The organism is Tenacibaculum litopenaei, assembly GCF_964514025.1.
Lineage (GTDB): Bacteria > Bacteroidota > Bacteroidia > Flavobacteriales > Flavobacteriaceae > Polaribacter > Polaribacter litopenaei.
The window spans coordinates 298,442-323,152 of the sequence record NZ_CAZEQT010000003.1 but is presented as its reverse complement, the minus strand read 5'-3'; the positions used below and the strand labels follow the sequence as shown (position 1 = coordinate 323,152).

Annotated in this window: 18 protein-coding genes; 7 read left to right on the top strand and 11 right to left on the bottom strand. The window is 39.9% G+C overall.

Translation table 11 applies throughout. The features are described from left to right. The 3 genes from ACKTS5_RS05975 (at position 1) to ACKTS5_RS05965 (ending at position 2,814) form a co-directional block, all read left to right on the top strand. A complete protein-coding gene (locus ACKTS5_RS05975) occupies positions 1-759 on the top strand; it encodes a metallophosphoesterase family protein (protein ID WP_408042936.1) in 759 nt (252 codons plus the stop codon). Further along, positions 756-1,307 (top strand): NADAR family protein, encoded by a 552-nt coding sequence (locus ACKTS5_RS05970; RefSeq protein WP_408042935.1) that lies wholly within the window; start codon positions 756-758, stop codon positions 1,305-1,307. The genes ACKTS5_RS05975 and ACKTS5_RS05970 overlap by 4 nt, the downstream gene beginning before the upstream one ends. A 61-nt stretch (positions 1,308-1,368) precedes the next feature. Beyond that, the gene (locus ACKTS5_RS05965; RefSeq protein ID WP_408042934.1) at positions 1,369-2,814 is read left to right on the top strand and encodes a nicotinate phosphoribosyltransferase; all 1,446 of its coding nucleotides are present in this window, start codon (positions 1,369-1,371) and stop codon (positions 2,812-2,814) included. A gap of 47 nt (positions 2,815-2,861) precedes the next feature. On the opposite strand, the gene ACKTS5_RS05960 is transcribed toward ACKTS5_RS05965, so the two are convergent. The 5 genes from ACKTS5_RS05960 to ACKTS5_RS05940 form a co-directional block, all read right to left on the bottom strand. Continuing rightward, a complete protein-coding gene (locus ACKTS5_RS05960) occupies positions 2,862-4,205 on the bottom strand; it encodes a RagB/SusD family nutrient uptake outer membrane protein (protein WP_408042933.1) in 1,344 nt (447 codons plus the stop codon). Positions 4,206-4,215: 10 nt separating this feature from the next. Next, positions 4,216-7,209: a SusC/RagA family TonB-linked outer membrane protein gene (locus ACKTS5_RS05955; protein ID WP_408042932.1), complete on the bottom strand. Its 2,994-nt coding sequence runs from the start codon at positions 7,207-7,209 to the stop codon at positions 4,216-4,218. 148 nt (positions 7,210-7,357) lie between these two features. After that, the gene (locus tag ACKTS5_RS05950; RefSeq protein WP_408042931.1) at positions 7,358-8,770 is read right to left on the bottom strand and encodes a SusD/RagB family nutrient-binding outer membrane lipoprotein; all 1,413 of its coding nucleotides are present in this window, start codon (positions 8,768-8,770) and stop codon (positions 7,358-7,360) included. A gap of 20 nt (positions 8,771-8,790) precedes the next feature. Then, entirely contained in the window at positions 8,791-11,994 is a 3,204-nt protein-coding gene (locus tag ACKTS5_RS05945) for a SusC/RagA family TonB-linked outer membrane protein (RefSeq protein ID WP_408042930.1), read from the bottom strand. Between the two features lie 442 nt (positions 11,995-12,436). Continuing rightward, positions 12,437-12,640, bottom strand: a complete 204-nt coding sequence (locus ACKTS5_RS05940) for a hypothetical protein (RefSeq protein ID WP_408042929.1) — start codon at positions 12,638-12,640, stop codon at positions 12,437-12,439. 97 nt (positions 12,641-12,737) lie between these two features. On the opposite strand from ACKTS5_RS05940, the gene ACKTS5_RS05935 reads away from it, so the two are divergent. After that, positions 12,738-12,893 (top strand): hypothetical protein, encoded by a 156-nt coding sequence (locus ACKTS5_RS05935; protein WP_408042928.1) that lies wholly within the window; start codon positions 12,738-12,740, stop codon positions 12,891-12,893. Positions 12,894-13,035: 142 nt separating this feature from the next. Here ACKTS5_RS05935 and ACKTS5_RS05930 read toward each other — a convergent pair whose 3' ends face one another. The 3 genes from ACKTS5_RS05930 to ACKTS5_RS05920 all read right to left on the bottom strand — a co-directional run bounded on the left by ACKTS5_RS05930 (position 13,036) and on the right by ACKTS5_RS05920 (position 18,030). Then, positions 13,036-14,991, bottom strand: coding sequence for a YgiQ family radical SAM protein (locus ACKTS5_RS05930; protein ID WP_408042927.1), 1,956 nt, complete (start codon positions 14,989-14,991; stop codon positions 13,036-13,038). 127 nt (positions 14,992-15,118) lie between these two features. Beyond that, a complete protein-coding gene (locus tag ACKTS5_RS05925; protein WP_408043125.1) occupies positions 15,119-17,089 on the bottom strand; it encodes a protein-disulfide reductase DsbD family protein in 1,971 nt (656 codons plus the stop codon). Positions 17,090-17,274: 185 nt separating this feature from the next. Continuing rightward, entirely contained in the window at positions 17,275-18,030 is a 756-nt protein-coding gene (locus tag ACKTS5_RS05920) for a DJ-1/PfpI family protein (protein ID WP_408042926.1), read from the bottom strand. 240 nt (positions 18,031-18,270) lie between these two features. On the opposite strand from ACKTS5_RS05920, the gene ACKTS5_RS05915 reads away from it, so the two are divergent. Both ACKTS5_RS05915 and ACKTS5_RS05910 read left to right on the top strand, forming a co-directional pair. After that, positions 18,271-20,160 carry a CocE/NonD family hydrolase gene (locus ACKTS5_RS05915; RefSeq protein ID WP_408042925.1) on the top strand — a complete coding sequence of 630 codons (1,890 nt, stop codon included), beginning with the start codon at positions 18,271-18,273 and terminating at the stop codon, positions 20,158-20,160. Positions 20,161-20,254: 94 nt separating this feature from the next. Beyond that, positions 20,255-21,133, top strand: coding sequence for a DUF3667 domain-containing protein (locus ACKTS5_RS05910; protein ID WP_408042924.1), 879 nt, complete (start codon positions 20,255-20,257; stop codon positions 21,131-21,133). Here ACKTS5_RS05910 and aat read toward each other — a convergent pair. Beyond that, positions 21,130-21,759, bottom strand: coding sequence for a leucyl/phenylalanyl-tRNA--protein transferase (gene aat, locus ACKTS5_RS05905; protein ID WP_408042923.1), 630 nt, complete (start codon positions 21,757-21,759; stop codon positions 21,130-21,132). The genes ACKTS5_RS05910 and aat overlap by 4 nt on opposite strands. A gap of 36 nt (positions 21,760-21,795) precedes the next feature. After that, on the bottom strand, positions 21,796-23,178 hold the full coding sequence (locus ACKTS5_RS05900) for a short-chain fatty acid transporter (protein ID WP_408042922.1): 1,383 nt from the start codon (positions 23,176-23,178) through the stop codon (positions 21,796-21,798). A gap of 205 nt (positions 23,179-23,383) precedes the next feature. Between ACKTS5_RS05900 and ACKTS5_RS05895 the strand changes: the two genes are divergently transcribed. Then, on the top strand, positions 23,384-24,013 hold the full coding sequence (locus ACKTS5_RS05895; protein ID WP_408042921.1) for a YqaA family protein: 630 nt from the start codon (positions 23,384-23,386) through the stop codon (positions 24,011-24,013). 327 nt (positions 24,014-24,340) lie between these two features. On the opposite strand, the gene ACKTS5_RS05890 is transcribed toward ACKTS5_RS05895, so the two are convergent. Continuing rightward, the gene (locus ACKTS5_RS05890) at positions 24,341-24,706 is read right to left on the bottom strand and encodes a DUF3127 domain-containing protein (RefSeq protein WP_408042920.1); all 366 of its coding nucleotides are present in this window, start codon (positions 24,704-24,706) and stop codon (positions 24,341-24,343) included. Positions 24,707-24,711: the final 5 nt, after the last annotated feature.

Below are 24,711 nucleotides of genomic sequence, written 5' to 3'. Positions count from 1 at the left end.
ATGAAAACATATGTTATCGGAGACATCCACGGTGGCCTTAAGGCACTGCAACAGCTCATACAAAAAGTGACACTTCGTCCTACTGATCATCTAATTTTTCTCGGCGATTACGTAGACGGCTGGAGTGACGCTGCCGCTACCATTGACTACCTCATCAACTTAGCCAAACAATACACATGCATCTTTATCAAAGGAAATCACGATATATGGTGCCAAGAATGGCTGGAAGGTACTGCAAACAATGAACTTTGGCTTGCACATGGCGGTAGCGCAACCGTAACAAGTTATGCAGCACTCAGCGACAAGGAACGAACAGCTCACCTGGCTTTTTTCAGGAGCATGCTTCCGTACTATATAGATTCCGAACAGCGACTGTTTATACATGCTGGATTTACTTCTATGCACGGTGTACACAAGGAGACCTTTACAAAGAATTTTCACTTTGATCGAACGCTTTGGGAAACCGCTTTGGCTGCTCATCAAATCCATGAAATCGACGACTACTATCCAGAACGCTTACGACATTACAAGGAAATATACATAGGCCATACCCCTACTACACGTTACAAGCAATCGACACCTATGCGCGCTACCAACGTTTGGAATATCGATACAGGCGCAGCCTTCAAAGGAAGGTTAAGCATGCTAGACATCGAAAATAAATCGTTCTGGCAAAGCGACCCAGTATACCAATTGTACCCCACTGAAACGGGAAGAAACAAAAGCCCCTACAAACTCATCAAAACAAAAAAATCATGAAATACACCCATAAAACCACCCGATTACAATACGAACAAAACCCACAACAAAAATTCATTTTTTTCTGGGGACATCAGCCTTCAAAAGATGGTAGTATCACCAAAAGTTGTTTTAGCCAATGGTGGGAAGCTTCTTTCGAAATAGCCGGCATTTCCTACCCTACGGCGGAGCACTATATGATGGTTGAAAAAGCCAGACTCTTTAAGAATTTAGATTTGATCGAACCTATGCTCAAAGCAAAACATCCCCATGCTGTAAAAAAGCTCGGAAGGAGTGTTAAAAATTTTGATAGTGTTGTTTGGAATCAGCATCGCTTTGACATCGTTAAAACCGCCAACCTCGAGAAATTTGCACAAAATAAAGCACTAAAAACGTATTTACTAAATACTGGTGACCGCATTATCGTAGAAGCCAGTCCTGTGGATGCCATTTGGGGGATTGGTCTTGCCGAAAACGATCCGAAGGCATTAAATCCAAACCATTGGGAAGGTGAAAATCTACTAGGGTATGCACTGATGGAAGTTCGTGATCTCTTAAAAAAATCCTGAGTTTTATTGTGAGATTATTTTCACTTTGCGTATTTTTGACACAAATTAAAAAATTAACACTATGAACCCATTATTATATACAGACGGATACAAGGTAGATCATCGACGACAATACCCAGAAAACACCAGCTTGGTATATTCTAATTGGACGCCGAGAAAAAGTAGAATTCAAGGAGTTGACAAGGTAGTATTTTTTGGACTACAATACTTCATCAAAAAATACATCCTCGAAGAATTTCGTCACCATTTTTTTAACAGACCTAAAGAAGAAGTTTGTGCAAGCTACAGTAAAAGAATCAACAACTACTTAGGGGCAAACCAAGTAGGAATCGAACACATTGCCGCTTTGCATGATTTGGGGTATATACCCATGGTCATTAAAGCCCTCCCTGAAGGAGTGGAAGTACCTATTCGCGTACCGATGTTTACCATGTATAATACCTTACCAGAATTCTTTTGGTTGACCAATTATTTCGAGACCTTGCTCTCAACAACGATATGGCTACCTTGTAATTCGGCAACTATTGCCAAACAATACCGACAATTATTGGATACCTATGCTGAACAAACAGCTTCTACCCCTGAAATGGTAGCTTGGCAAGGACATGATTTTTCAATGCGAGGCATGGCAGGATTGGAAGCAGCTGTATTAAGTGCTACCGGACATTTATTACACTTTACCGGAACAGATACCATTCCAGCAATTGACTTTTTAGAGCACTATTACAATGCTGACGAGGACAAAGAATTAATTGGAGGATCGGTAGCAGCCACAGAACACTCTGTAATGTGCATGGGTACAAATAGTGGTGAACTCGCAACTTTTAAGCGATTGATTACAGAAATCTATCCGAGCGGAATCGTCTCTATAGTTTCTGATACTTGGGATTTATGGAAAGTACTTACGGAGTACCTGCCTACGCTAAAAAAGGAGGTCCTAAACCGTGATGGTAAAGTTGTAATACGACCTGACAGCGGAGATCCTGTAGCAATTATCTGTGGCGATCCAGATGCCGAACATCCAGCTGCACAGAAAGGAGTTGTTCAACTGCTTTGGGATATTTTTGGCGGTACTACCAATACCAAAGGATACAAAGAACTAGATGCGCATATCGGAGCTATTTACGGCGATAGTATCACCCTAGAACGCGCCGAACGCATTTGCAAAGGCTTGGCTCAAAAAGGCTTTGCCAGTACCAATGTCGTTTTAGGTATTGGTTCATTTACCTATCAATACAATACTCGAGACACCTTCGGATTTGCGATGAAAGCTACCTACGGAGAAGTTGCAGGAGAGGGACGTGAAATTTACAAGGACCCCATCACCGATGATGGAACAAAAAAATCGGCTAAAGGCTTGTTAAAAATAACACTAGACAACGGTAACTATCAGTTACACGACCAAGTTTCATGGGATGAAGAGCAGCAAGGAGAACTGCGCGAAGTATTCAGAGATGGTCAGTTACTTATTGATGACAGTTTAAGCAATATTCGAAAACGCTGTTAGACGACTATCAATGTTTCTAAAAATCAAGGCCCTTTTCAGGGCCTTTGTTAATATCCTTTATTCTGCTCCATTAATTTATTGGTATCCATTTCCGATTGTGGGATCGGCATAACTAATGCATCAGCATCCCAAGGTAAATGACCTACGGACTGATGTGTTCGCTTTAAATCGTGAATCAAAAATCCTTCAAAAGCCAATTCATACTGACGTTCTCGTAAGATAGTCGCCAAACTCAATATCTTTAAAGTTTTAGCCCCAGCTCGATTTCGTATTGCATTAATATCCGACACTGGACTCGCCCCTACTGATTGTCCTAGTCTAAAGTTAGTCTCTGCCCGTATTAAGTACATTTCAGCCAAACGTATCAACGTAATATTTGCGTATTTCGACATAAACTTCGCTGTCAAGCCCCCTCGATCTTTTATCAAATCGTATTCGTCAGTAACGAAAGAAGCTCTGACATCCTGATTAGAATCAAAGCCCGCATAATAACTGCTATTAATCCAAATATCTCCACCTCTTCCCCCGTGTTTTTGAGAAGCGTAATAGGTAATAAGCAAATTGACTCCCGTTTGATCTGTTACCTGATAAGAAAGTATATCTTCATTAGTGTTGTTGTCATTATTAAAAACCAAAGAATAGTCCGAAAGTAATTGACGTCCACTGTAGCGAATAACAGCATCTGCTTGCTCTCGTGCCGCTTCGAAATCACCTTTTTGCAAGTACACGCGCGCGAGCAGTCCTTTTGCGGCATATTTATCGGCAAATACCCCATTGTATTCCGGAAGGGCAAGTACCGCTGCTTTTAAATCTTCTATAATCTGCTCGTATACCTCGCTCACTGTACTTCTAGCAATTGATTGGTCAGTAGTATAATCGACAATTCCTTTTAAACGCAATGGAACACCCAGATCAGTATGAGCAGTCCGAGCACTGTAGCTTGGCGCAAAGTTTCTTACCAAGTCAAAATACGCATAAGCTCTTAAAAAATAAGCTTGTCCTTTTAACGAATTCCTGTCTTTTGCACTGACCTGATACGCATTATCCAGAACGAGGTTTACCGCATTAATTAACTTGTAATTCAACCGCCAATTTCGCGCTATCATACCGTTATAGCTAAGTATCTTTTTGTTAAAAATTTGACGAGGCCCCACAAAGGTCCCTGTCCATGATACTTGACCGGTACTTCCTAATAAATCAGCCATTACGAAGCTATTCCCGGTTACGCTTAACGTAGTATAACTACCTAACAACAAAGCTCTAATATTAGCCTCGCTCGAAACAGCTTGCTCCTGACTTATACTCTGCTGCGGTGCAATATTTAAACGATCGACGCAAGACATCACAATAGCTGCCAGGACTAACACAATTATTTTTTGTACTATTTTCATCAGTTTCAACTTAAAATTTAACTTGTACTCCGAACGCTATTGTCGTAGGTGCGGGTGCTGAATAAAAAGCGGTTCCACGTGACTGTAGAGAACCGTCATATCGGGCTTCTGGATCATAACCAGAATAATTTGTCAATGTCCATAAGTTCAATGCAGACATATACAGACGCAGCTTGGAAAGGTGTATTTTTTGAGTAAACCGGCGCGAAAAATTATAGCCTACAATCACATTCCGCAATCGGATAAAATCACCACTTTCTAACCAACGTGTAGAATTGGCTGTTCCGTTAGCATCGCCTAATCGCGGTTGAGGTACTTTCGTTTGGTCACCGGGTTTTTGCCATCGATTTAATTGGTCGTGAGTTTGATTGTCAAACCAATCGGCATTTGCCGACTGGTAACGGCCTCCACCATTGTATATTTTAGCGCCCCATTCACCGCCTATCGTACAGGAAAGGTCCACATTTTTATACCTAACATTGGAAGTCAAACCACCAATCCACAATGGATTGGGATTTCCAGTTACGACTCGCTGGGCTTTTGAAACATCATTGGTAACCGCCTTCGAGCGCTTACCGTTTATCAAGTTATTAGTATAATACAAGGCGTCTCCATTAGCAGGATCTACTCCGGCGTACTCGATTAAATAAAAGGAATTCACAGGCTGATTAACGCGAAGAATATTTTGACCTTTGATTTGATCCGCATTGTCATTTGGCAAAGAGGTAAACTGATTTTTATTTTGAGCTGCATTGGCACTTATACTCCAGTACCAATCCTTACTATCCAACAATTTCCCCGTTAACTCGAACTCAAGTCCAGATGATTTAAGCCCTCCTATATTTTCGTATATCTTCGACTCACCCGATGAATAGGGCAATGCCTTCGCAAAAAGTAAGCCATCGGTTCTCTTATCGTAATACACAATACTACCACTGAGATCATTTTCAAATAACCCAAATTCCAAGCCGATATCTAACTGTCGTGAAGACTCCCATTTCAAATGCTTGTTTCCCGCTTGGGAGCTTTCAATTCCCGGCAGCTTATTATATGAGTTTGCCGTATAAAGATTTAAAAAGCGAAAATCCCCGATATTAGCATTTCCTAACAATCCATAGCTTCCTCTCACTTTTAAGAACGACAGTTCCTTCCAAAAATTAAAAAATGACTCCTCACTGAGTACCCAACCTGCGGATAGGGATGCAAAATTTCCGAATCGATGTTGTTTACCAAATCTGGAGGCCCCATCACGTCGAAACGAAGCTTTCACTAAAAGCTTATTCTTATAACTGTAATTCAGCCGAGTAAAATACGAAAGGAACGAATTTTTACGAATGGCCCCATCTCCTTTCGTAATTTTTGCAGCGCTACTCACATTGTGAAAGCCTTCTTCTGGAAATTCGATCCCCGTAACACTGATAAACCTTCGATTTTTTTCATTGTATTCCATCCCCAACACCCCTGTAAAACTGTGAATATCGTCGTGTTTCTTAAATTCCAAATAATTTGCCCAGTTATACGATTCCGTCGTTACACTTGACGCATACGCTCTTCCATTCGTGGCCATAAAGGGCGTTTTTTTCCCTCGGAATGCATCGGTTGCCTGCGCATAGGTATCCAATCCGAAATTACTATTAAAAGCAAGTCCATTTCCCAGCTCATAGGCACCTATCACATTTGCAATTATTCTCCTTATGGTTGTTTTGTTTCTCGCGTATTTCTTTTCTAATAAGAAATTAGCGTATACCGTGTTTCTAAAGGGTTCTCCTGAGGCATCAAATGCAGGAGATATGGGTGCCTGTGCCACTGCTTGAAGGGGTGTTAAAAAAGAACCGTCATTGGCCACACGGTAAATTCCAACCCTACTATAGCTCAAACTGGCCCCCAAAGCAAACTTGTTCTTAACCTTGTGATTTACCCGTAACCGACCTCCAAGTCGCTCCATGGCATTTCCCACAACTATTCCTTGAGTATTATTAAAATTAGTACTAAAAAAATACTGGGTATGCTTAGTTCCTCCCTTCGCTGAAAAATCAAAATTCCGAGTGTTCCCTCGTTGAAGAGCCATCCCCTGCCAATCCGTATCTACCGCTCCATTTTCCCAATCCGTATGATTTGCATAACGATCAAAGCGATTTTTCACAAAAGCTTCACTCGACCAGGAAGAATTTCTTCCCGCCTCTAAAAACAAGGTGACGTATTCTTTAGCATTCAGCCATTTTCGAGTATGGCTGGGGCTACTTATGCCGGATGAAAAATTCAAGTCGTATTGCATTGCTCCCGACTTCCCTTTTTTAGTACTAATAAGCACTACTCCATTGGCTCCTCGGGCACCATAAATTGCCGCAGACGAAGCATCTTTTAAAATATCTATCGATTCGATTTCATTTTGATTGAGTGTTAATAAGGGATTTAATGGTGACCCGTTGGTCGATTCATTATCGTTAATCAAAGGCATACCATCAATGACATACAATGGTTGGTTCCCTGCACCTAAACTCGATTGACCTCGAATACGAACGTTCAAACCTCCTTCTACTTTCCCGTTCATCCTCCTTATCTGAACTCCGGTAGCTTTACTTGTCAAGCTATTAAAGACACTAGGCGTAGGAATTTCTTGGAGTTGTTTTCCTTGAATGGTGACAATATTGTCAGTCAACCTTCTTTTTGATTGGGTACCAAACCCGACAACTACTACCTCTTCCAAAACATTCGGCTCTAATTGGATTACTACTAGAGATTGATTGACAATTTGCACTTCCTTTGGTCGAAATCCTACATAACTGATTAGCAATGTAGCCCCTATGGACGCTCGGATTTTAAATTTCCCAGAGCTATCCGTAGTGGTTCCTTGGGTGGTTCTTTTATTCAATATCGAAACGCCGTATAAGGGCATGACACCGTCGGTCACTTTACCCTCAATCTCTATTTGTTGTGCATAGACCGTTAGCATTGTAAAGAAACAGCTTACAATGGAGCACAGTATCTTACGAAATGTCTTCATCTATTTTTAAATTTTTACTCTTTATTACTACTAAATCCTAGGTTCAGGGACGCTCATTACCTTGTGATTCGAACCATTTTTTTCACAAAAAATTCCTCTTAATTGATACGGCTACGAGCTAGTACTGGCATCTTAAAATTTTCATGAATTACTTAGCCCACCACACTTTGGTATCTAAATTGTCGGGACCTTGTAAAGCGAGTGCTTTTCTGTAGTTTGCTTCATTGGCACTTATGGCACTGAGCGGATAGGCTTGTCTGTTGGGAATTCCTTTGGTAATTGCTGCCACTGGTTTTTTCAAGGGCACTTGAAATTCTCCTTGCTTTCTCCAATCAAACCAAGCCTCATAACCTTGTAAAAACAGGGCTACCCATTTTTCGTAGGCAATAGACCTCATCCCTATAAAGGCTGGTCGCTTTTGCAAATATCGAACTATATCGGCCTGTGAAACTCCCCACTGTTCCATAGAAGCTCGAATACCTTGCTCGTAATAATACGCTGCTGTATGCCTTTGATCCCAACCGTAATGCGCAGCTTCTGCCGCATTGAAATACATTTGCGCTGCTGTCAGGAGATATCCTTTTGCTCGTTGATTATAAATCACAGATTTCGTGATAAATGAAAAAGTATTGGTTCTTGAATTAATAGCGCCATATGGAGCGCCGTTGTACACATGAGTGCTCACGGCTTTTTCACCGAATTTTTCTAGGCGCGGATCTTCTGGTGCTACATTGGTTCCCTTGCCTATCAGGGCGTTTACAAAGGTATCACTGAGCAAATAATCGGAACGGGTTTGAAATCTATCTTGCCATGGATTGTCATGATTTTCATCCTCTAAATACGGGAAATAAAAATTGTCATTATTTGAAAATATCACGCCGCCATTGAGTGCTTTTTGGTAATACATTTTCCCCAAACTCGGTGCTTTATGAGAAAGTCGAACTGCCATATTCATCATCAATGAATACCCAAATAGCCTCCATTTCCTCATATCGCCCTTTAAGATGATGTCCCCTGTAGGACCAGCTCCATGATCAATCTGTAAAATTGCCTCCTCAATTTCCTTAAATAAAGACCGATATATGGTCTCTTGTGTATCAAACTTATTGAACTCAACGGATAAATCATTCGCAGTGCTGTAAGGAAGCATTCCCCAATTATCCGTCATAAACTGAAAATAGAAAGCCCTTACCAATCGCGCTACGGCAATTTGATTATTATTAGAACCGTACAAACTACTTTTCTCCTTTGTTTTGGGATTTGTATTCAACGCAATCACCTTGAGTAAATTTGTAATAGCGTGATAGTAGTTTACATAATCAAATCGTTGGGTTCTGTAAAGCGACATCGAATTGTATTGTTCATTCGCCAAATATTGGACGTATAACGAAGGTCTGGCCTCAGAATATATGTTCCCTAAAGCCAGTTGTCCTGAACCCAAAAAGGCAGAGGCAATGGCCACACTAGGTTCGTTCGGATTGATCACAGCATCGCCAAAATCTGCGTTTTCACAAGCTGCCAAAGACAGTAACATCACCGTCATTTTTATTATTTTTCTCATGGTAATTCGTTTTTGATAGGTTAAAACTTTAAGCGAATATTGAATCCAAAGGTCCTTATCCCTGGTAGTTGCCCGCCTTCCATAAAACTGACAGTTCCGACGGCACTATCGCCATAGGGCTGTTCAAGTCGTGAAGGATCTATATTGGGGATCGCATTGAATAATAGAAAGGCGTTGTTTACATAAGCGTAGCAATTGATTTGATCAAACCCCAGTTGGTGGGTTAATTGATTTGGCAATTGATACCCTAGCTTAATATTTCTGACAGCCAGATAACTGGCATCATAAGTAAACTCGCTCATATTCCCAAACTGATTTCCCCACCAGGTTCGCGGATTCACCAAATAGGAAACCGGTTCTCCATTTCGGTTGACACCATTAATTTTAATCCCTCCTGAGTTGCTTTTCGCTTTTTCAAAAGGAACACTTAAGCCTACACCACTTCTATTGACCAATACAGCGCCGCTACTACCAGTCAAATCATCTCTCTTCGGGTTCCCCAGTGCATTATTACCTACGGTATCAGCACCTAATCCAGATGAATTCACGAACATACGCGTGATCGAAAAATACTTTCCCCCCATCTGAAAATCCATATCAATGGCCAATGAAAAATTTTTGTATTTAAACGAGTTGATAAACCCACCGGTAAAGGAAGGCAAGTAATTTCCTAAATACTTAGTATCTTCAGTTACGTATCCCGTACCTAAATCATTAATTACTTTTTTACCTCCAATTTCTTTTACCTTTCTTCCGTAAACTTCTCCCCATTGATGACCTTCCTGATTGCGCAATATGAGCCCGCCCCATCTCGAACTTAAAAATTGATAGTCACTTCGGGTGGTTGTATTACTCACTTTGTCTACCCTCCGTTTCAATTGAGCGATATTTACGTTGGATTCCCACGAAAAGTTTTCATTTTTTACAGGAATAAAACTCAGTCCCAGCTCTAAACCTTGATAGGTTTGCTTTCCTTCATTTTGGAACAGTGCTGAAACTCCCTTTGTCGGGTCGATGTTTACACTTACAGGCAATCCTTCATCTATTTTTTTGAAGTACGTAGCATCTACAGAAACTCTCCCTTTAAACAACTGAAATTCAGACCCCACTTCAAACTCCGTTCGCTCCGCTCCTCTTAAAAATGGATTGGGTTTTTTAGACTTTATATCGAGAAGAGGATGACCATCAAAAGCCTTCAATACACTGTAGGTTTCTTGAGTATCATAGGCCCCCGGAAAATTGGGTGCTTGAGCAAAACTCGTTCTAAATTTCACATAAGTCAACACATCGTTTTTAGGTAGTAACTCACTTGCTATCCAACTCAAAGACAAACGCTTTGTATCAACTGCATTTCGCTGAACACTTGCCGACGAATTCCAGTCACGACGATAACTTCCTTCTAAAAAAAGGTCTTTCCTAAAACCTATCGAACCCGTTATGTACAATGCTCTGTTTTTAATAATTGTTGTTCTCGAAGTATAAGAAGGTCTATCAACAGACGAAGCGACGCTAAAGAAATCAGGAATGCTCAATCCGTTAACAGTCGCTCCTGAAAAGAATTTATTACTGTAGTCACTATATTCAAAACCTCCAATAGCTGCCAAACTAAAATCGCCCAACGTTTTGTTATAAAACAGCTGTCCTACCAAAAGATTCCTATCCCTCATTATTGTGTATTCTTTGTAGGAAGGACGTTGTAACAAACCGAATCCAGTTCTGGAATCCCCTGTAAGTTGGTTGTAGGTTTTTTTCAGAGAGAGTTTCGCTTTTAACGCATTCGAAATGGTATAGATAAAATCAACATTTCCAAAAACCGATTTGTAATCATCGTGCTTCAGATTCTCATACAACTCTGCATATACAGAGTTCCAATACTTCGGACGCGGATTTCGAGGTCCTCGAATGTTCCAACTCACCTTGTTCCCTCCTTGCGTGTAGTCTTTTAGATTATCAATATCCAACTGTTGCTGCCACCACTGATAAAAGTTAGCTCCTAGAGAACCATAGCCTTCTCGAGGATTGTTTAAGGTACTGCGATCATTATATGAAATGTTCGCTGCAACACTGAACTTCGGTGTTGCCTTCATGTTCAAATTGACAGTTAAACGATTGGTAACTCTTTTGGTATTCGGCAAGGTAAGCGTTCTATCATTTCTCAATAGATTAACCTTGAGATTATAGCTTTCGCCAGTTTTGTTAAACGTCAAATTGTGTTTGGTACTTACTGCTGTTTGAAAAAAACCTGCGGATCCTCCATAGTATTTCCAAGGTGTTTTTTGTCCGAACTTCGCATTACTAGGCACCCAGCTATACCACTGTCTTACAAGGGTTCCATCGAGCTTAGGCCCCCACGATTCGTCTGCGTAGTACTGGGGCATCAGGTCTCCTTCAAAAACTGCCCATGACGCTGGGTCTTTAGTCGCATCAAAGTGAAACACATCAAATTTTTGACTATACCCACCTCCGTATTCGGTTTGTAATTTTGGCATAAAATAATCCGAGTTCCCCAATTCAACAGCTCCATCATAGATGATTTGAGTTTCCCCAGGATTGACGGAATTTACCGTATTGATAATTACGACCCCGTGTGCGCCTTCCGGACCGTATAAGGCACTCGCCGCAGATCCTTTTAATACGGACATGTTCACTATATTTTCGGGATTTACATCGTTGATGTTTTGTAATCGGACACCATCTACTACGTACAAGACATTCACATCACCACGCAGTCGAATGGTGGACGTTTTAAATCCTGACGAAGGTGCACCGACCACCTGAACCCCTGCTATTTTTCCTGACAAGGCATTGGAGACATCCGTTTGTTTGCTTGAAACAAGCTTTTCTGCCCGAATTGATTGCTGGGCATATCCCAAGCTCTTTTTTTGCTTCTTTATCCCCAGCGCAGTAATCACCACCTCATCCAAGATAGCATTTTCTACCATTTCCACATCCATTACAGTTGTCGTGGATAGTACTTTTTTCTCTACCGTTTTCATCCCGAGAAAATGAAAAGTCAACACAGTACCCTCCGTGACTTCTATTTTATAGAATCCTTGTACATCTGTAGTAGTACCTTTTGTTGTCCCTTTGATTAAAACAGTTACTCCCATCAAAGGATCTTTCTTATTCGTAATTGTCCCCGTTACCTCTTTGGTTTGTCCTGACATGCTCCATGACAGGATCATTGTTATAAGGATGGAGATATTTTTACATAATTGTGTCATAGAAAATTGATTTAGAAATCGTAGTAGCAATTTCAAAAACCAAAACACTAAAAGCAAGGAAGTTTGTGGGGTGAAGGCTCCATAGCCCCCAGTAATACAGCGCTATTCGACAAAAATAAGATAGAAGATATTACCATAAAATATCCGTCTATTTAATGGAACTAAAAAACTATAAAAGCTAACAAGAATAATATTACATGAATGAATAAAGTCAATCGATAAAAACAGCCTGGTAAAAACAAGAAAAAAAACAGTAAAAAAAGTCAAACTTTAACATTTTGACTCCTAAAAAAAAAGGAGTAAAACAATATTATAAGACTTTATAGTTACGAATAAATAACCCCAAAATTGACAAAACGTCAAATCTAGAAGATACACTAATAAAAATGTGCGCTTTAAATCAACTATATTAGACCTGGCTGTATTTAGAATACTGCTTACTTTACCTGACCTTTGGTTTAAAAAACTCTAGGATATCTTTGCACAGATAGTAGCCCATCAGTACGGATAAAAATGCTGAAAGCGGTGCCAGAAATAGCCCTACTCTACCAGCGTAGATGAAGATAAAGGTAATAAATGCTACGGTTAAAAAGCCAATGCCAAAACAGAGTAACTCTACCATTCGTTGGTCTGTATTATTTTCCATGATCCTCTTTTTTAAGTTAATAAATACGAGCTTTCGAAGCTTTGCATCATGCTTCTAACAGCTATAACAAAGATCACTTATTCACTTCAAAAAAAATATGTCAAGGTATTTCATCGGAGGCCATTACAGACAAAAAAGCGTGTTCTCTTCTTCAATTTACAAAGGAACAATTGACCAACACAAGGTATATGCAGCAACCGTGGCTAAAAACCATCACAAGATCACACAACACGTCGCAAATAATCAAAAGTAATGGTGCAGCACCCTTCAAATAAATTCATAAAACGCAGCATAAACACCTCTTTAAGAGATGAATACAATCTATAATAGTACGCTAATCCACTTCTCAGAAGCATCGCTAAGAAGTTTAATATCAGCTTATTTAACTACAAAAATTACCTGCGTTTCTTTTTAAATCTTCTCGATTTGTTACGCGGCGACTTTGTCGCTCCTTTAAAAGTTACGGCGTCATCAAAAGTATTTTTGGCCTTCCCTGGCTTATTTTTTCGCCATGAAGCATCTTCTGGAAGTAATTTTTTCAATAAATCAGTCCTCCCAACTTTCGTTAGTTTGTCTTTAATCCACTTTCTATTCTCCTTCTTATACCAGAAGAAAAATTTGTGTTGATCTAACTTTTCTTGCTTCGTTTTCGGAGTATTTACTTCCTTAAGTGTATACGGGTGATACCCACTGTAATAGATTACCGTAGCCACTGTCATAGGCGTAGGGGTGAAATCTTGTACTTGTTCTAATTGGAATCCCATATCTTTAGTCTCTGCCGCCAAATTAGCCATGTCTTCAGGTTCACAGGCTGGGTGGCTAGATATAAAGTACGGAATCAATTGTAAATTGAGTTTTCGTTTTTTATTGATGCGATCGAAGCGGTCTTTAAACTTGTGAAAGTAATGGAACGACGGCTTTCGCATGAGTTTCAATACGGGATCAGAAGTATGCTCAGGAGCCACTTTTAAACGTCCTGAAACGTGCTTTGTCATCACCTCTTCCGTATAGGCATCGAGTTCTTTCGGATCTGCATTTTTATTGAACTCCGGAACGAGCATATCGTGACGAATACCACTTCCAATAAACGACTTTTTTACTTTCGGATGCTTATCAACAGCCTGATAGAGTTCCGTTAACGGTTTATGAGAAGTGTCTAGATTACTACAAATAACCGGAGAAATACACGAAGGAGCTACACATTTATCACAGATAGCCTGTACTTTTCCTTTCATCTGATACATATTGGCCGATGGACCACCGATATCTGATAAATATCCTTTAAAATCATCCATTTTGGTAAGTTCATCAACTTCCTTTAAAACAGATTCTTTACTTCTACTAGCGATAAATTTTCCTTGGTGTGCCGAAATGGTACAGAAGCTACAACCTCCAAAACATCCACGGTGAATATTCACCGAAAACTTAATCATTTCATAAGCTGGAATTGGGCCTCTCTTGTTGTATTTCGGATGCGGCATACGCGTATACGGCAGGTCAAAAGAACCGTCAATTTCCTTCTCCGTCATAGTCGGATACGGAGGGTTGATCATTAACTTTTTACTTCCGATTTCTTGAAAAATCCTCCTAGCATACAGCTTGTTCGATTCTTGTTCAATTACTTTAAAATTCGCCGCATAGGCTTTTTTATCCTGTAAACAAGTATCGTGTGAAGCAATTTCTACATCTTGCCAGTTCTTATTTTTAGGAACTTTATCACCTGCTTCCAAGAGCACTGCCGTCTGTTTGATGGTTTTTAAACTATCAAAAGGAACTCCTTTCTGTAAAAGGCTTACCAATTCACGTAATGGTTGTTCTCCCATTCCGTATACCAACATATCGGCTCCTGAACTTTCTAAAATAGAAGGCATCAGTTTATTTGACCAATAATCGTAATGTGTTACTCTTCGCAACGAAGCTTCAATACCTCCAATAAGCACGGGAACCTCTGGAAACTTCTCTTTTAGAATTTTGGTGTATACGGTAGTCGCATAATCAGGACGAAATCCTTTGTCTCCATTCGGAGTATAGGCATCCTTGTCTCTCCTGCGCTTACTCGCGGTATAATTACTCACCATAGAGTCCATACAACCCGCAGTCACGGCAAAGAACAAACGAGGTGTTCCTAGCTTAGTAAAATCTTGCAAGTTATCATGTACACTCGGTTGTGGTACTATCGCTACCTTTAAACCATAGCTCTCTAAAATACGTCCAATAACTGCAGGTCCAAATGCCGGATGATCTACATACGCATCTCCACTAAAAAGGATTACATCTAATTCATCCCATCCTCGTAACTTCACCTCCTTGTTCGTAGTAGGTAACCAATCTGAAAGTTGTCTTATTCTCATGCCGCTGCAAAGGTACAACGTTTTCCTTGAATTCTACATATACTACCGGAGAACCTACTAAAAAGTACCTCAAAAAAAAGAGGGCTACTCAAAAAAGCAACCCTCTATGAAACAAGCTATTAACTTGTTACTTGTATTCTTTGATTCCCGACTGAAGCCAATTGTAGTATTCCTCAGCATCAGGAGTATACGCAACAGGAGCTACCAATGAGTTTTCGTCAGCATCTATAAGTACGTAATACGGTTGGGAGTTGGTTTTGTATTTAATAGTTTGAAATTCGGTCCATTTTTCACCGATGCGCTTTAATTTTTTCCCTGGACGCAACTTCGATTCCACCTGATCTTCCTCTGCGAGCATTCTCCTGTCATCGACATATAAAGAGATCAAAACAACATCGTTTTTTAAGACGCTCAACACTTTGTCTTGAGGCCATACGTTCTGTTCCATTTTTCTGCAATTTACGCAAGCCTGTCCTGTAAAGTCAATCAATACCGGTTTGTTCACCTTCCTTGCATAAGCCAGTCCTTTATCGTAGTCGTTAAAGGCCAAAATATCATGTGGAGGCATCAAGTGCGCTCCCTCGGGCACTCCTGCTTCATGTTCGGTTTTCTCGCTACCTACTCCAAAATCACCAAAAGACGGCTGCGCTGGAATCTTAGCCAATTTTTGATAGCCTACTCCATATGGCGATTCACTGTAGTGTTGCGCTGGTGGAAAGGCACTGATTAGGTTCAATGGCGCTCCCCACATTCCCGGTAACATATAGATGGTAAAGGTCAATGATAATAAGCCTAACATGAGCCTTCCTACAGAAATTCGATCTTGTGGGCTATCGTGTGGAAGGGTAATCTTCCCAAACAAATACAGTGCTAATGCTCCAAAAATAGCGATCCATATTGCCAAGAACACCTCGCGTTCTAACCAATGTAACTGCAGTACCAAATCAGCATTCGATAAAAATTTGAATGCAAAGGCCAATTCTAAAAATCCTAATACCACTTTCACTGTATTGAGCCACCCTCCAGATTTTGGAAGTGAATTCATCCATCCTGGGAAAATAGCGAATAAGGTAAATGGCAAGGCAATGGCTAATGAAAAACCAAACATTCCAATCATCGGAGCAAGCCCACCTTGTGTTGCCGATTCTACTAACAAAGTACCTACAATAGGTCCGGTACAAGAAAACGACACAATAGCAAGTGCTAAAGCCATAAAGAAAATACCTAAAAACCCACCTCTGTCGGCCTGCGCATCTACTTTGGTACTCCATGAACTCGGTAAGCTCAACTCAAAAGCTCCTAAGAAAGAAGCTGCAAAGACCACCAAAATCACAAAAAACACCAAGTTAAAATACACATTTGTAGACAGCTCGTTCAATGATTCTGAACCAAAAACTTTGGTAACAACGGTTCCTAATAACACGTAAATAACAATGATAAACACTCCGTAAAGAATAGCATTGCTAATTCCTTTCGCCTTATTTTTACTCTGCTTGGTAAAGTAACTCACTGTCATCGGAATCATTGGAAATACACAGGGGGTTAGTAAAGCGGTAAACCCTGATAAAAATGCAATGATAAATATAGACCACAATCCTTTGGTTCCCTTATCCTTTTTAGCACTCCCACCAGCAACGGTGTTTCCTTTGGTCAGTTTTGCTTTGTTCAAGTCAAAAACTAAATCCACTTCTTTCGGAGGTAAACAACGCGTGTCCATACACACCATAAATTCTACGGAGGCTTTCACCGTTTTCACAGGATTTTCCAATTTTATTTTTTGGACAAACTTGGCTTTATCACTGAACGATTTTACCTGCATGTTAAAAGTAGCATCTTGAATTGTATGCCCCTTTTCTTCGATGACCTTTCCTAATCTCTTAAAATCAGCGCTCTCTGTAAAGAAAAAAGTAGTAGGAATAGGTCCGCCTTTATCGACGTTTTGTGAATAAATATGCCAATCTTTTTCTATGAGTGCTGTCGCAATTAAATGGTACTCTGTATCAGATACTTTTTCAACTGCGGTCGTCCACTTTACTGGATCAAAAATCTGTGCATTCACGGGAGCTGTCCAGCTGAGAAAACTGAACAAACAAACCATCCAAATGCTTAATCTAACTTGTTTTCGAATATTCATAAATTCTTATCTTTACAATACATTGACGTATTAGGAGTTCAAAGTATGCAATATTATTAATTATGATAGGATTAAAGTACCTATTTCTGTTAAAAAACCTACTTATTTATGTAACAATTGTTACATAATTTGTCAAGTTTGTCCTCCTTTTACTTGGTTTCAATGAATTGGAGTTGCTTGAGGTTCCAATCGATAACTAGACCTTTGGCCAAGTCTTTAGCTATGGCTTCTCCGTAAAGAAGCTGACACAAATACAGGGCTGCCTCAAAAGATTTTGCACCGCCAACGGAAGTAATATACTTTCCATCACGCACAAATAACACATCTTGTTTCACATCGATGTTTGGATATCGATTTTTCATTTTTTCGATATCTGAAGGAAACGTGGTAGCTGCTTTCCCCGTCAGTAAACCGGCTTCTGCCAATACAAAAGCACCATCACAATGAGAAGTTACCCAAGTAGCCTCCGCGCCCACTTTTTTAACAAAGTTAATCAGTTCAACATCTTCCAAATCAGAATCCAAATGGTGTTCGGCGCTGGGTACTACCAAAATATCAATTTTGGGTAAGCTGTCGGTTACATAGTTAAAATCGGGCTGCACTAACAAACCTTCAAAAGTACGAATGGGTTGGGTAGTTTTCGCTAGGGTAAATACATTCATTCCCTTTATCGCTTTTCGGTACTTCGTATGCTGAAAAATATCAAAGGGAGCGGTCAGTTCAGTATTAAAAGTTCCCTCCATAATGACGAATCCGACATTGTAAAATTCCGGATTCAATTGAGGTTTTTCTCGTTTTTTCTCGCGCTTCACCGAGCTATTAACAAACTTATTTTCGGCGGGTTTTGGAGTACAACCTATCAAAAGACTCACAAAAATCCACCCTAAAATTTTAATGCATTTCATGCTTCACAAGATACGTGCTTTCCTCTAATTCTTTAACACACTATTAACGTCTTTAACATTTAATTAAGAAGATATCAAAATCTTATCTGTACATTAGGTGCCAGAATTACGGTTTTGCTTCCACTCCTCGGAGCGCTAAAACCAACCTTAAATATTTGTTCATAGTGGTGTGATATACCAATCAAACCAACTTATTTAAAGATACTACTTATGAAACTACTGGTTAGACTTAGTCTATGTATGGCAGTTGCTTTCTTATCGAGCTGTTCGAAAACGAAAACTGCCCCAAAAAAAGTCACTGAAGAAAATTACGTGGCCCAACACTACAGCAAACAGGAGGTAAAAATTCCTATGCGTGATGGAACACTACTTCACACCACCATTTACAGTCCAAAAGACACGAGTAAGAAATACCCAATATTATTACAACGAACCCCTTATAGCTGTAGACCTTACGGAGCGGATACGTTTAGAAAGCGCATTGGGCCGAATAGTACCTTAATGAAAGAAGGAAACATCGTTGTTTACCAAGACGTTCGCGGACGCTGGATGAGTGAAGGTGTTTACGATAATATGCGTGCGTACATTCCTAATAAAACAGGGAAACAAACTGACGAAACCAGTGATACTTACGATACTATTGACTGGCTTGTAAACAACGTGGCTAACAATAATGGTAATGTGGGAACTTGGGGAATTTCTTACCCAGGTCACTATACTACGGTTTCGACTATTGATGCCCACCCAGCATTAAAAGCGGCCTCTCCTCAGGCCTGTATTGGCGATTTCTTTTTCGACGACTTTCACCATAACGGGGCTTTTATGTTGAGTTATTTCAGAGCAATCTCACTTTTCGGAACGTATAAAGATCAACCAACAGACTCTGCTTGGTACGCTTTTCCGGATATGAAAACCAAAGATCAATACCAGTTCTTTTTAGATAAAGGCCCTTTAAAAAACCTCAATAGCTATTTCAAATACGATCATTTAGATACCAAAGTAGCACACACCGAACAAGTAGACGACTTTTTTTGGAAAGAAATCATAGAACACCCGAATTACGATTCAGTATGGCAGCGCAAAGGACTGATCCAACACTTAGACAAAGTTCCTTCAACGGTAGCTACTATGGTCGTGGGAGGTTGGTTTGACGCAGAAGACCTTTACGGTCCTTTGGAAACTTACAAAGGTATCGAACGCCACCAACCCAACAATTACAACACCATGGTATTTGGGCCTTGGGATCACGGTGGATGGGCAAGTAGTAGCGCGACCAACGCCGTAGGAAATTACTATTTTGGAGACTCAATTTCTTTAAAATTTCAAAAAAATATAGAAAGTAAATTTTTCAATCACTTTCTAAAGGGTGACGGTTCAAAAAACAGCGGTTTACCGGAAGCCTATGTATACGACACAGGAAAAAGAGATTGGAAATCATTTGACACTTGGCCACCAAAAGAGGTTGTCAGTCAATCTTTTTATTTGGCTCCAGAGCAATCGCTAACACGTAAAGCTCCGGCGGTAGACAAAGTGAATTTCGTAAGTGACATCAAACACCCTGTACCTTATTCTGAAGATATTAAGACTGTCTTCACTCCTAGAAAGTACATGACCGATGATCAGCGTTTTGCTGCACGTCGTCCAGATGTTTTAGTTTTTGAAACTCCTGTTTTAGAACAAGATTTACAATTGGCTGGGGATATCGTAGCAAAGCTCAATGTCGCTACCACAGGAACAGCAGCAGATTGGGTGGTTAAAGTAATAGACGTACATCCAGCCGATATGGAAAACGATAACAAAAATATGCAAACGCATCAAAAATTAAGCAACTATCACATGATGGTACGCAGCGAGGTAATGCGCGGACGTTTTAGAAATAGTTTTTCAAAACCAGAACCCTTTGTTCCGAACAAAAAAACAAAAGTTTCGATAACTCTGCAGGATGTTTTTCACACCGTTAAAAAAGGACATAAATTGCAAATTCAAGTGCAGAGTACCTGGTTTCCTCTCATAGACCTCAACCCACAAACCTACGTGGATAACATTTACAAGGCCGATGAAAAGGACTTCAAAACACAAACCCATACTGTATTTACAGATTCCACCATCGAATTTAAAGTACTTCAATAATTTCAAAAACCGCTTTCGAGCGGTTTTTTTTATTCGTAGCAGTTTTTAAAATATTTTTATATTAGCCCTCAAATCAACAACCTAACAAAATACTATGCACTGTAAAAATTGCCACGAAAAACTCGAAGCCGAGGCTTTGTTTTGTGATCACTGTGGGGCTAAAGTAATCACAAATAGAATTACCTTTCGTTTTTTAATCGGAGAACTCCTAGCTATGTTGGGCTTTGACAGCCTATTTTTCCGAACCTTTAAAACGATGTTTACCCGCCCACATGTATTACTGAAAGAATATTTGATGGGGGTCAGAAAGCGCTATGTTAATCCCTTTGGCTACCTAGCTCTTGGAGCTGCATTAACACTACTTATGTTCAACCTATTCGCCGACGAATACCAAACGATACAGAAGAGTCTGATTTCAGAGCAGATGATGGAACTCGAAAAGCAAGCGACGGAAGACCTGTCTGCCCTTAACTTGAGTGAAAAAGAATACAAAAAGAGATTGCGACAACAAAATAGCGCGAAAGCCCAGATTAAATTTCAAAATGCATGGTGGCAGTTTTTCTTGAAGTACTACAATATCATGACTTTTTTATTCCTCCCTTTTTATGCCCTAATCAGTTGGCTCACCTACCGTAAACCGTATAACTTTGGAGAGCATTTGGTCATCAATGCTTATATGCAAGGAACGGTTATGTACTTTACCATACTTACCTTCTTTTTGGGCTACTTTATTTCTCCCAATATCTACGCATACAGCTTACTCATGACGGTGGTGTACTACTTGTATACCTTCACAAAACTTTTAAAACACTCGTGGAAGCAAACACTTGGGAAATTACTCAGGTTTATTGTAGTGCTAATCATTTGCTGTATCCTTGCGGCCTTATTTATATTCATTATTGCACTTATCGTGACACTTATAGTGCAGCTAATCAGTCCAGATTTATTAAAAAACACCTTTGGTCTTAGTTAAGAAAGTAAATAGCTTAAAAATAACTTTCTTGGAATTTCTATGGCCCCCAAACTCGCTAGGTGATCGTTGTACACTTGGCAATCTATAAGTTTATATCCACAATTTTGAGCGAGGTGAATAAAAGCCACCTTGCTCATGTTGGATTCTTTGCTGAACATGCTTTCTCCACAAAAAACACCGTTCCCCAAATCAATCCCGTACAAGCCTCCCACCAATTTTTGGTTTCGCCATACTTCTATGGACTTTGCAATTCCTAATTTGTGTAACTGCAAATACGCGGAAAGCATGGCATCAGTGATCCACGTACCGTCTTGTCCTTCTCTTTGAATGTACTTACAATTAAAGATAACCTCGGCAAAGGCTTTGTTTTCCGTGATTGTAAAATCAGAAGTTCGCAAAATCTTTCTCATAGATTTACTCACCTTCACTTCTTCCGGATACAATACCATACGCTCTAAGGGGCAGTACCAAACTATGGGCTCTCCTTCATTAAACCAAGGAAAAATACCACGTTGGTATGCGTGTATCAATCGTTCTGTAGACAAATCTCCTCCGAGAGCTAAGATTCCGTCTTCAGTAGTATATTCATAAGGTGGAAATTCAATATTTTCTCCGAGCCAAATCATCTGTAGTACTTATAGGTGCAAAAATACAACTAATCACTAGCATAACAATAGTAATCCCAATAAGTATACGGCGGTTCCAACTAACATTGCGAGTAAGGTATAGGGTAAAATTTCTTTCGCTTTCAATTTAGTAATTCCCAAAAGCGGCAATGCCCAAAAAGGTTGCAACATGTTTGTAATCTGATCACCATAGGCCAAGGCCATTATCGCTTTGGGTAAAGGAACTCCGAGTTGTAACGCACTTTCTACCACTATAGGGCCTTGAACAATCCATTGCCCACCTCCACTCGGCACAAAAATATTGACCAAACCAGCACTAAAGAAAGTTAAAATTGGCATGGTAACTTCTGTGGAAATAGCGGCAAAATATCCAGAAATCAAAGCGACCATTCCCGTTCCCTTCATGATTCCCATAATCCCAAAATACAAAGGAAATTGAATGAGTATCCCCGAGATATCTCCAATAGAATCTCCAACGGCTTTGGTAAAGCTCTTAAAGCTACCGTGCAATACTATTGCCAAGCCTAACATAAAGAAATTAATGAGATTGGGAGTTATTTTTAAACGTGCTACTTGCCCACCGTAACTCAACCAGAAACTCAACAAAATAATTCCTCCAAAGCCATAGGCCAACCACCTCGATTGATCGAGTTTTTCAGAAAAGTCTTTCGCTTTTACTTCCCTGTACATTTCGTACTCGGGTAAGTGAAATTTTGTCGGTTTTGATCGTTTCCCCAAAAAATAGAAAAGTCCAGACACGGTAAGCAGTACCGCGAAAAATATAAGCAAATTCCACCAGCTCAACACCGTGGCTCCGTAGTTAATGGTATCAGGAATTTGGTCGAGTAGCTCTGGTGATGAAACGGACTCCATCAGTCCTTTAATATGGCCACTTTCATTAATCTTTATTGGAGCAGAGCCCGAAATTCCTCCGTGCCACACCATCAACCCCGTATACCCGGCAGCTCCGATGATCGGATAGTTTATATCCACACCTCTTTTTTGTGCGTGTTCTGCTACTTTGCGTGCCATCAATGCCCCAAAGATCAAACCGAGTCCCCAGTTAAAAAATGCCACTAACATCGTAGTACTTGCCACCAAAGCAGCACTGGTGGCTGTCGACGTTGCATAGCGTGTAATTTTTACGATGATTTGACTCACGGGCTTGCTCAACACCAATACATGCCCCAATATTAAGATGAGCATCATTTGAAAAGCAAACTCGATCAAGCCTTTTGTCCAAACTCCGTCTTTCCAACTCAACAGTATTTGCTCGCCATAGGCCACGGTCGACACCGCATCCGGTTTTGTAAAGAGGAGTGCAAGCAGCATGGTGGTCAAAGTCAACAATACGGCAATGGTAAACGGTGAAGGTAAGTACTTTTTAAAAATCTGTTCTATCAGTTTGGTCAACTTCATAAATAAGGTCGGTTTTTGCTAAAATAATCAATTCACAACACTCCCAAAAAGCAAGCAATTGAAATTAGTTAAAGACTCAAAATTTAACGACTTTAGGATTCCTATTCCATTTCTTTGAAAATGTGCATAGAATTAACAATATTTCTTTGATATATGCCAGATTACCTCGTATTTTTGCGGCTTCAAAATACGAGGAAACGAAGTAATGAAAGATTCTAAAAAAAGAAAGAAAAAAAATCCAACTCCTAAAGCAAAAAGACTTCATGTTTACTACCAGCGAACTGGTTTTTACATGTTTATCTGGGAGAGCTTGAAGAAGGCCTTTTGGCCAATTGCCGGTGTGGTAATAGGACTTATACTCTTTAACAAATACGTGTACAATATCAACGATGGATTGCAAGCGATGACCGAGACCTTTTCTCGCGTCGGAGTATTGACAACCTTTTTTGTTTCAGAAACCTTATTGGGGCTAATACCGCCAGAGATCTTTATCGCTTGGTCAAAGAAAACTGCCGATCCGATACTCAATTTATCACTCTTAGCAACACTTTCTTACTCAGGAGGAATTATATCGTATTTTATAGGGCGAGCAGCCTTAAAAATTAATGCTGTAAAACAGTACCTCGAAGTAAAAATGGCGAAACACCTTAAAAACACGAGCAAGTGGGGTGGTTTCTTGATTTTAGTAGGTGCCTTATTGCCCCTACCTTTCTCTATAAGTTGTATGACGGCGGGAATGATTAAATATCCATTTAAAGGAGTCGTTGTTTTTGGCTTGTTCCGCTTTTTGAGATTTGCTATTTATGCATGGGCAATATTTAGTATGGTTAGCTAACAAAAAAACTGACACTTTCAATAAAAAGTAAACACCTTAATCGAACGCAAGCGATTAAGGTGTTTTTTTATATCAGTACCCTTCTAACTATACTCATATAATGATTTTTTTAAAAAACCTTCTAGACCTGGCTAGAAGGTTTGTTTTCCCCTTAAATTCCTCTCTCAGTACATACTGAGTGATGATGGTACAAAGGTACTACGCATTCTCGATTTTAAAAACGGGTTTTCCGTTAAAAAAAATGCAATTTTCCGTTATAAATCATAAATTATGCAAAAAAAAAGAGCGGAAACCCGCTCTTTCTCTATATTTTTCTTTCCTAACGTATTAGAAAGGTAAATCGTCTGGCTCATTATCTGATAAATCAGGAGCTGGAGCAAAGCTGTCTGCAGGAGGAATATTTTGAGCTGCTGCTTGCGCTAAGTTCTCAATTCTCCAACCTTGGATAGAGTTGAAGTACTTTGCTTCCCCTTGTGGATTGATCCACTCTCTTCCACGTAAATTGATAGATACCTTAACATCTTGTCCTACTTGGTAGCTATCTAAAATATCACATTTATCTTGAATAAATTCAATCAAAATCATTTGAGGATATTGCTCATCTGTAGTCACGACCATCTCACGCTTACGGAATCCGTTGCTTCCAAAAGTTTGCGTTGCGTGAATCAATTTAATTTTACCTATTACTTCCATTACTA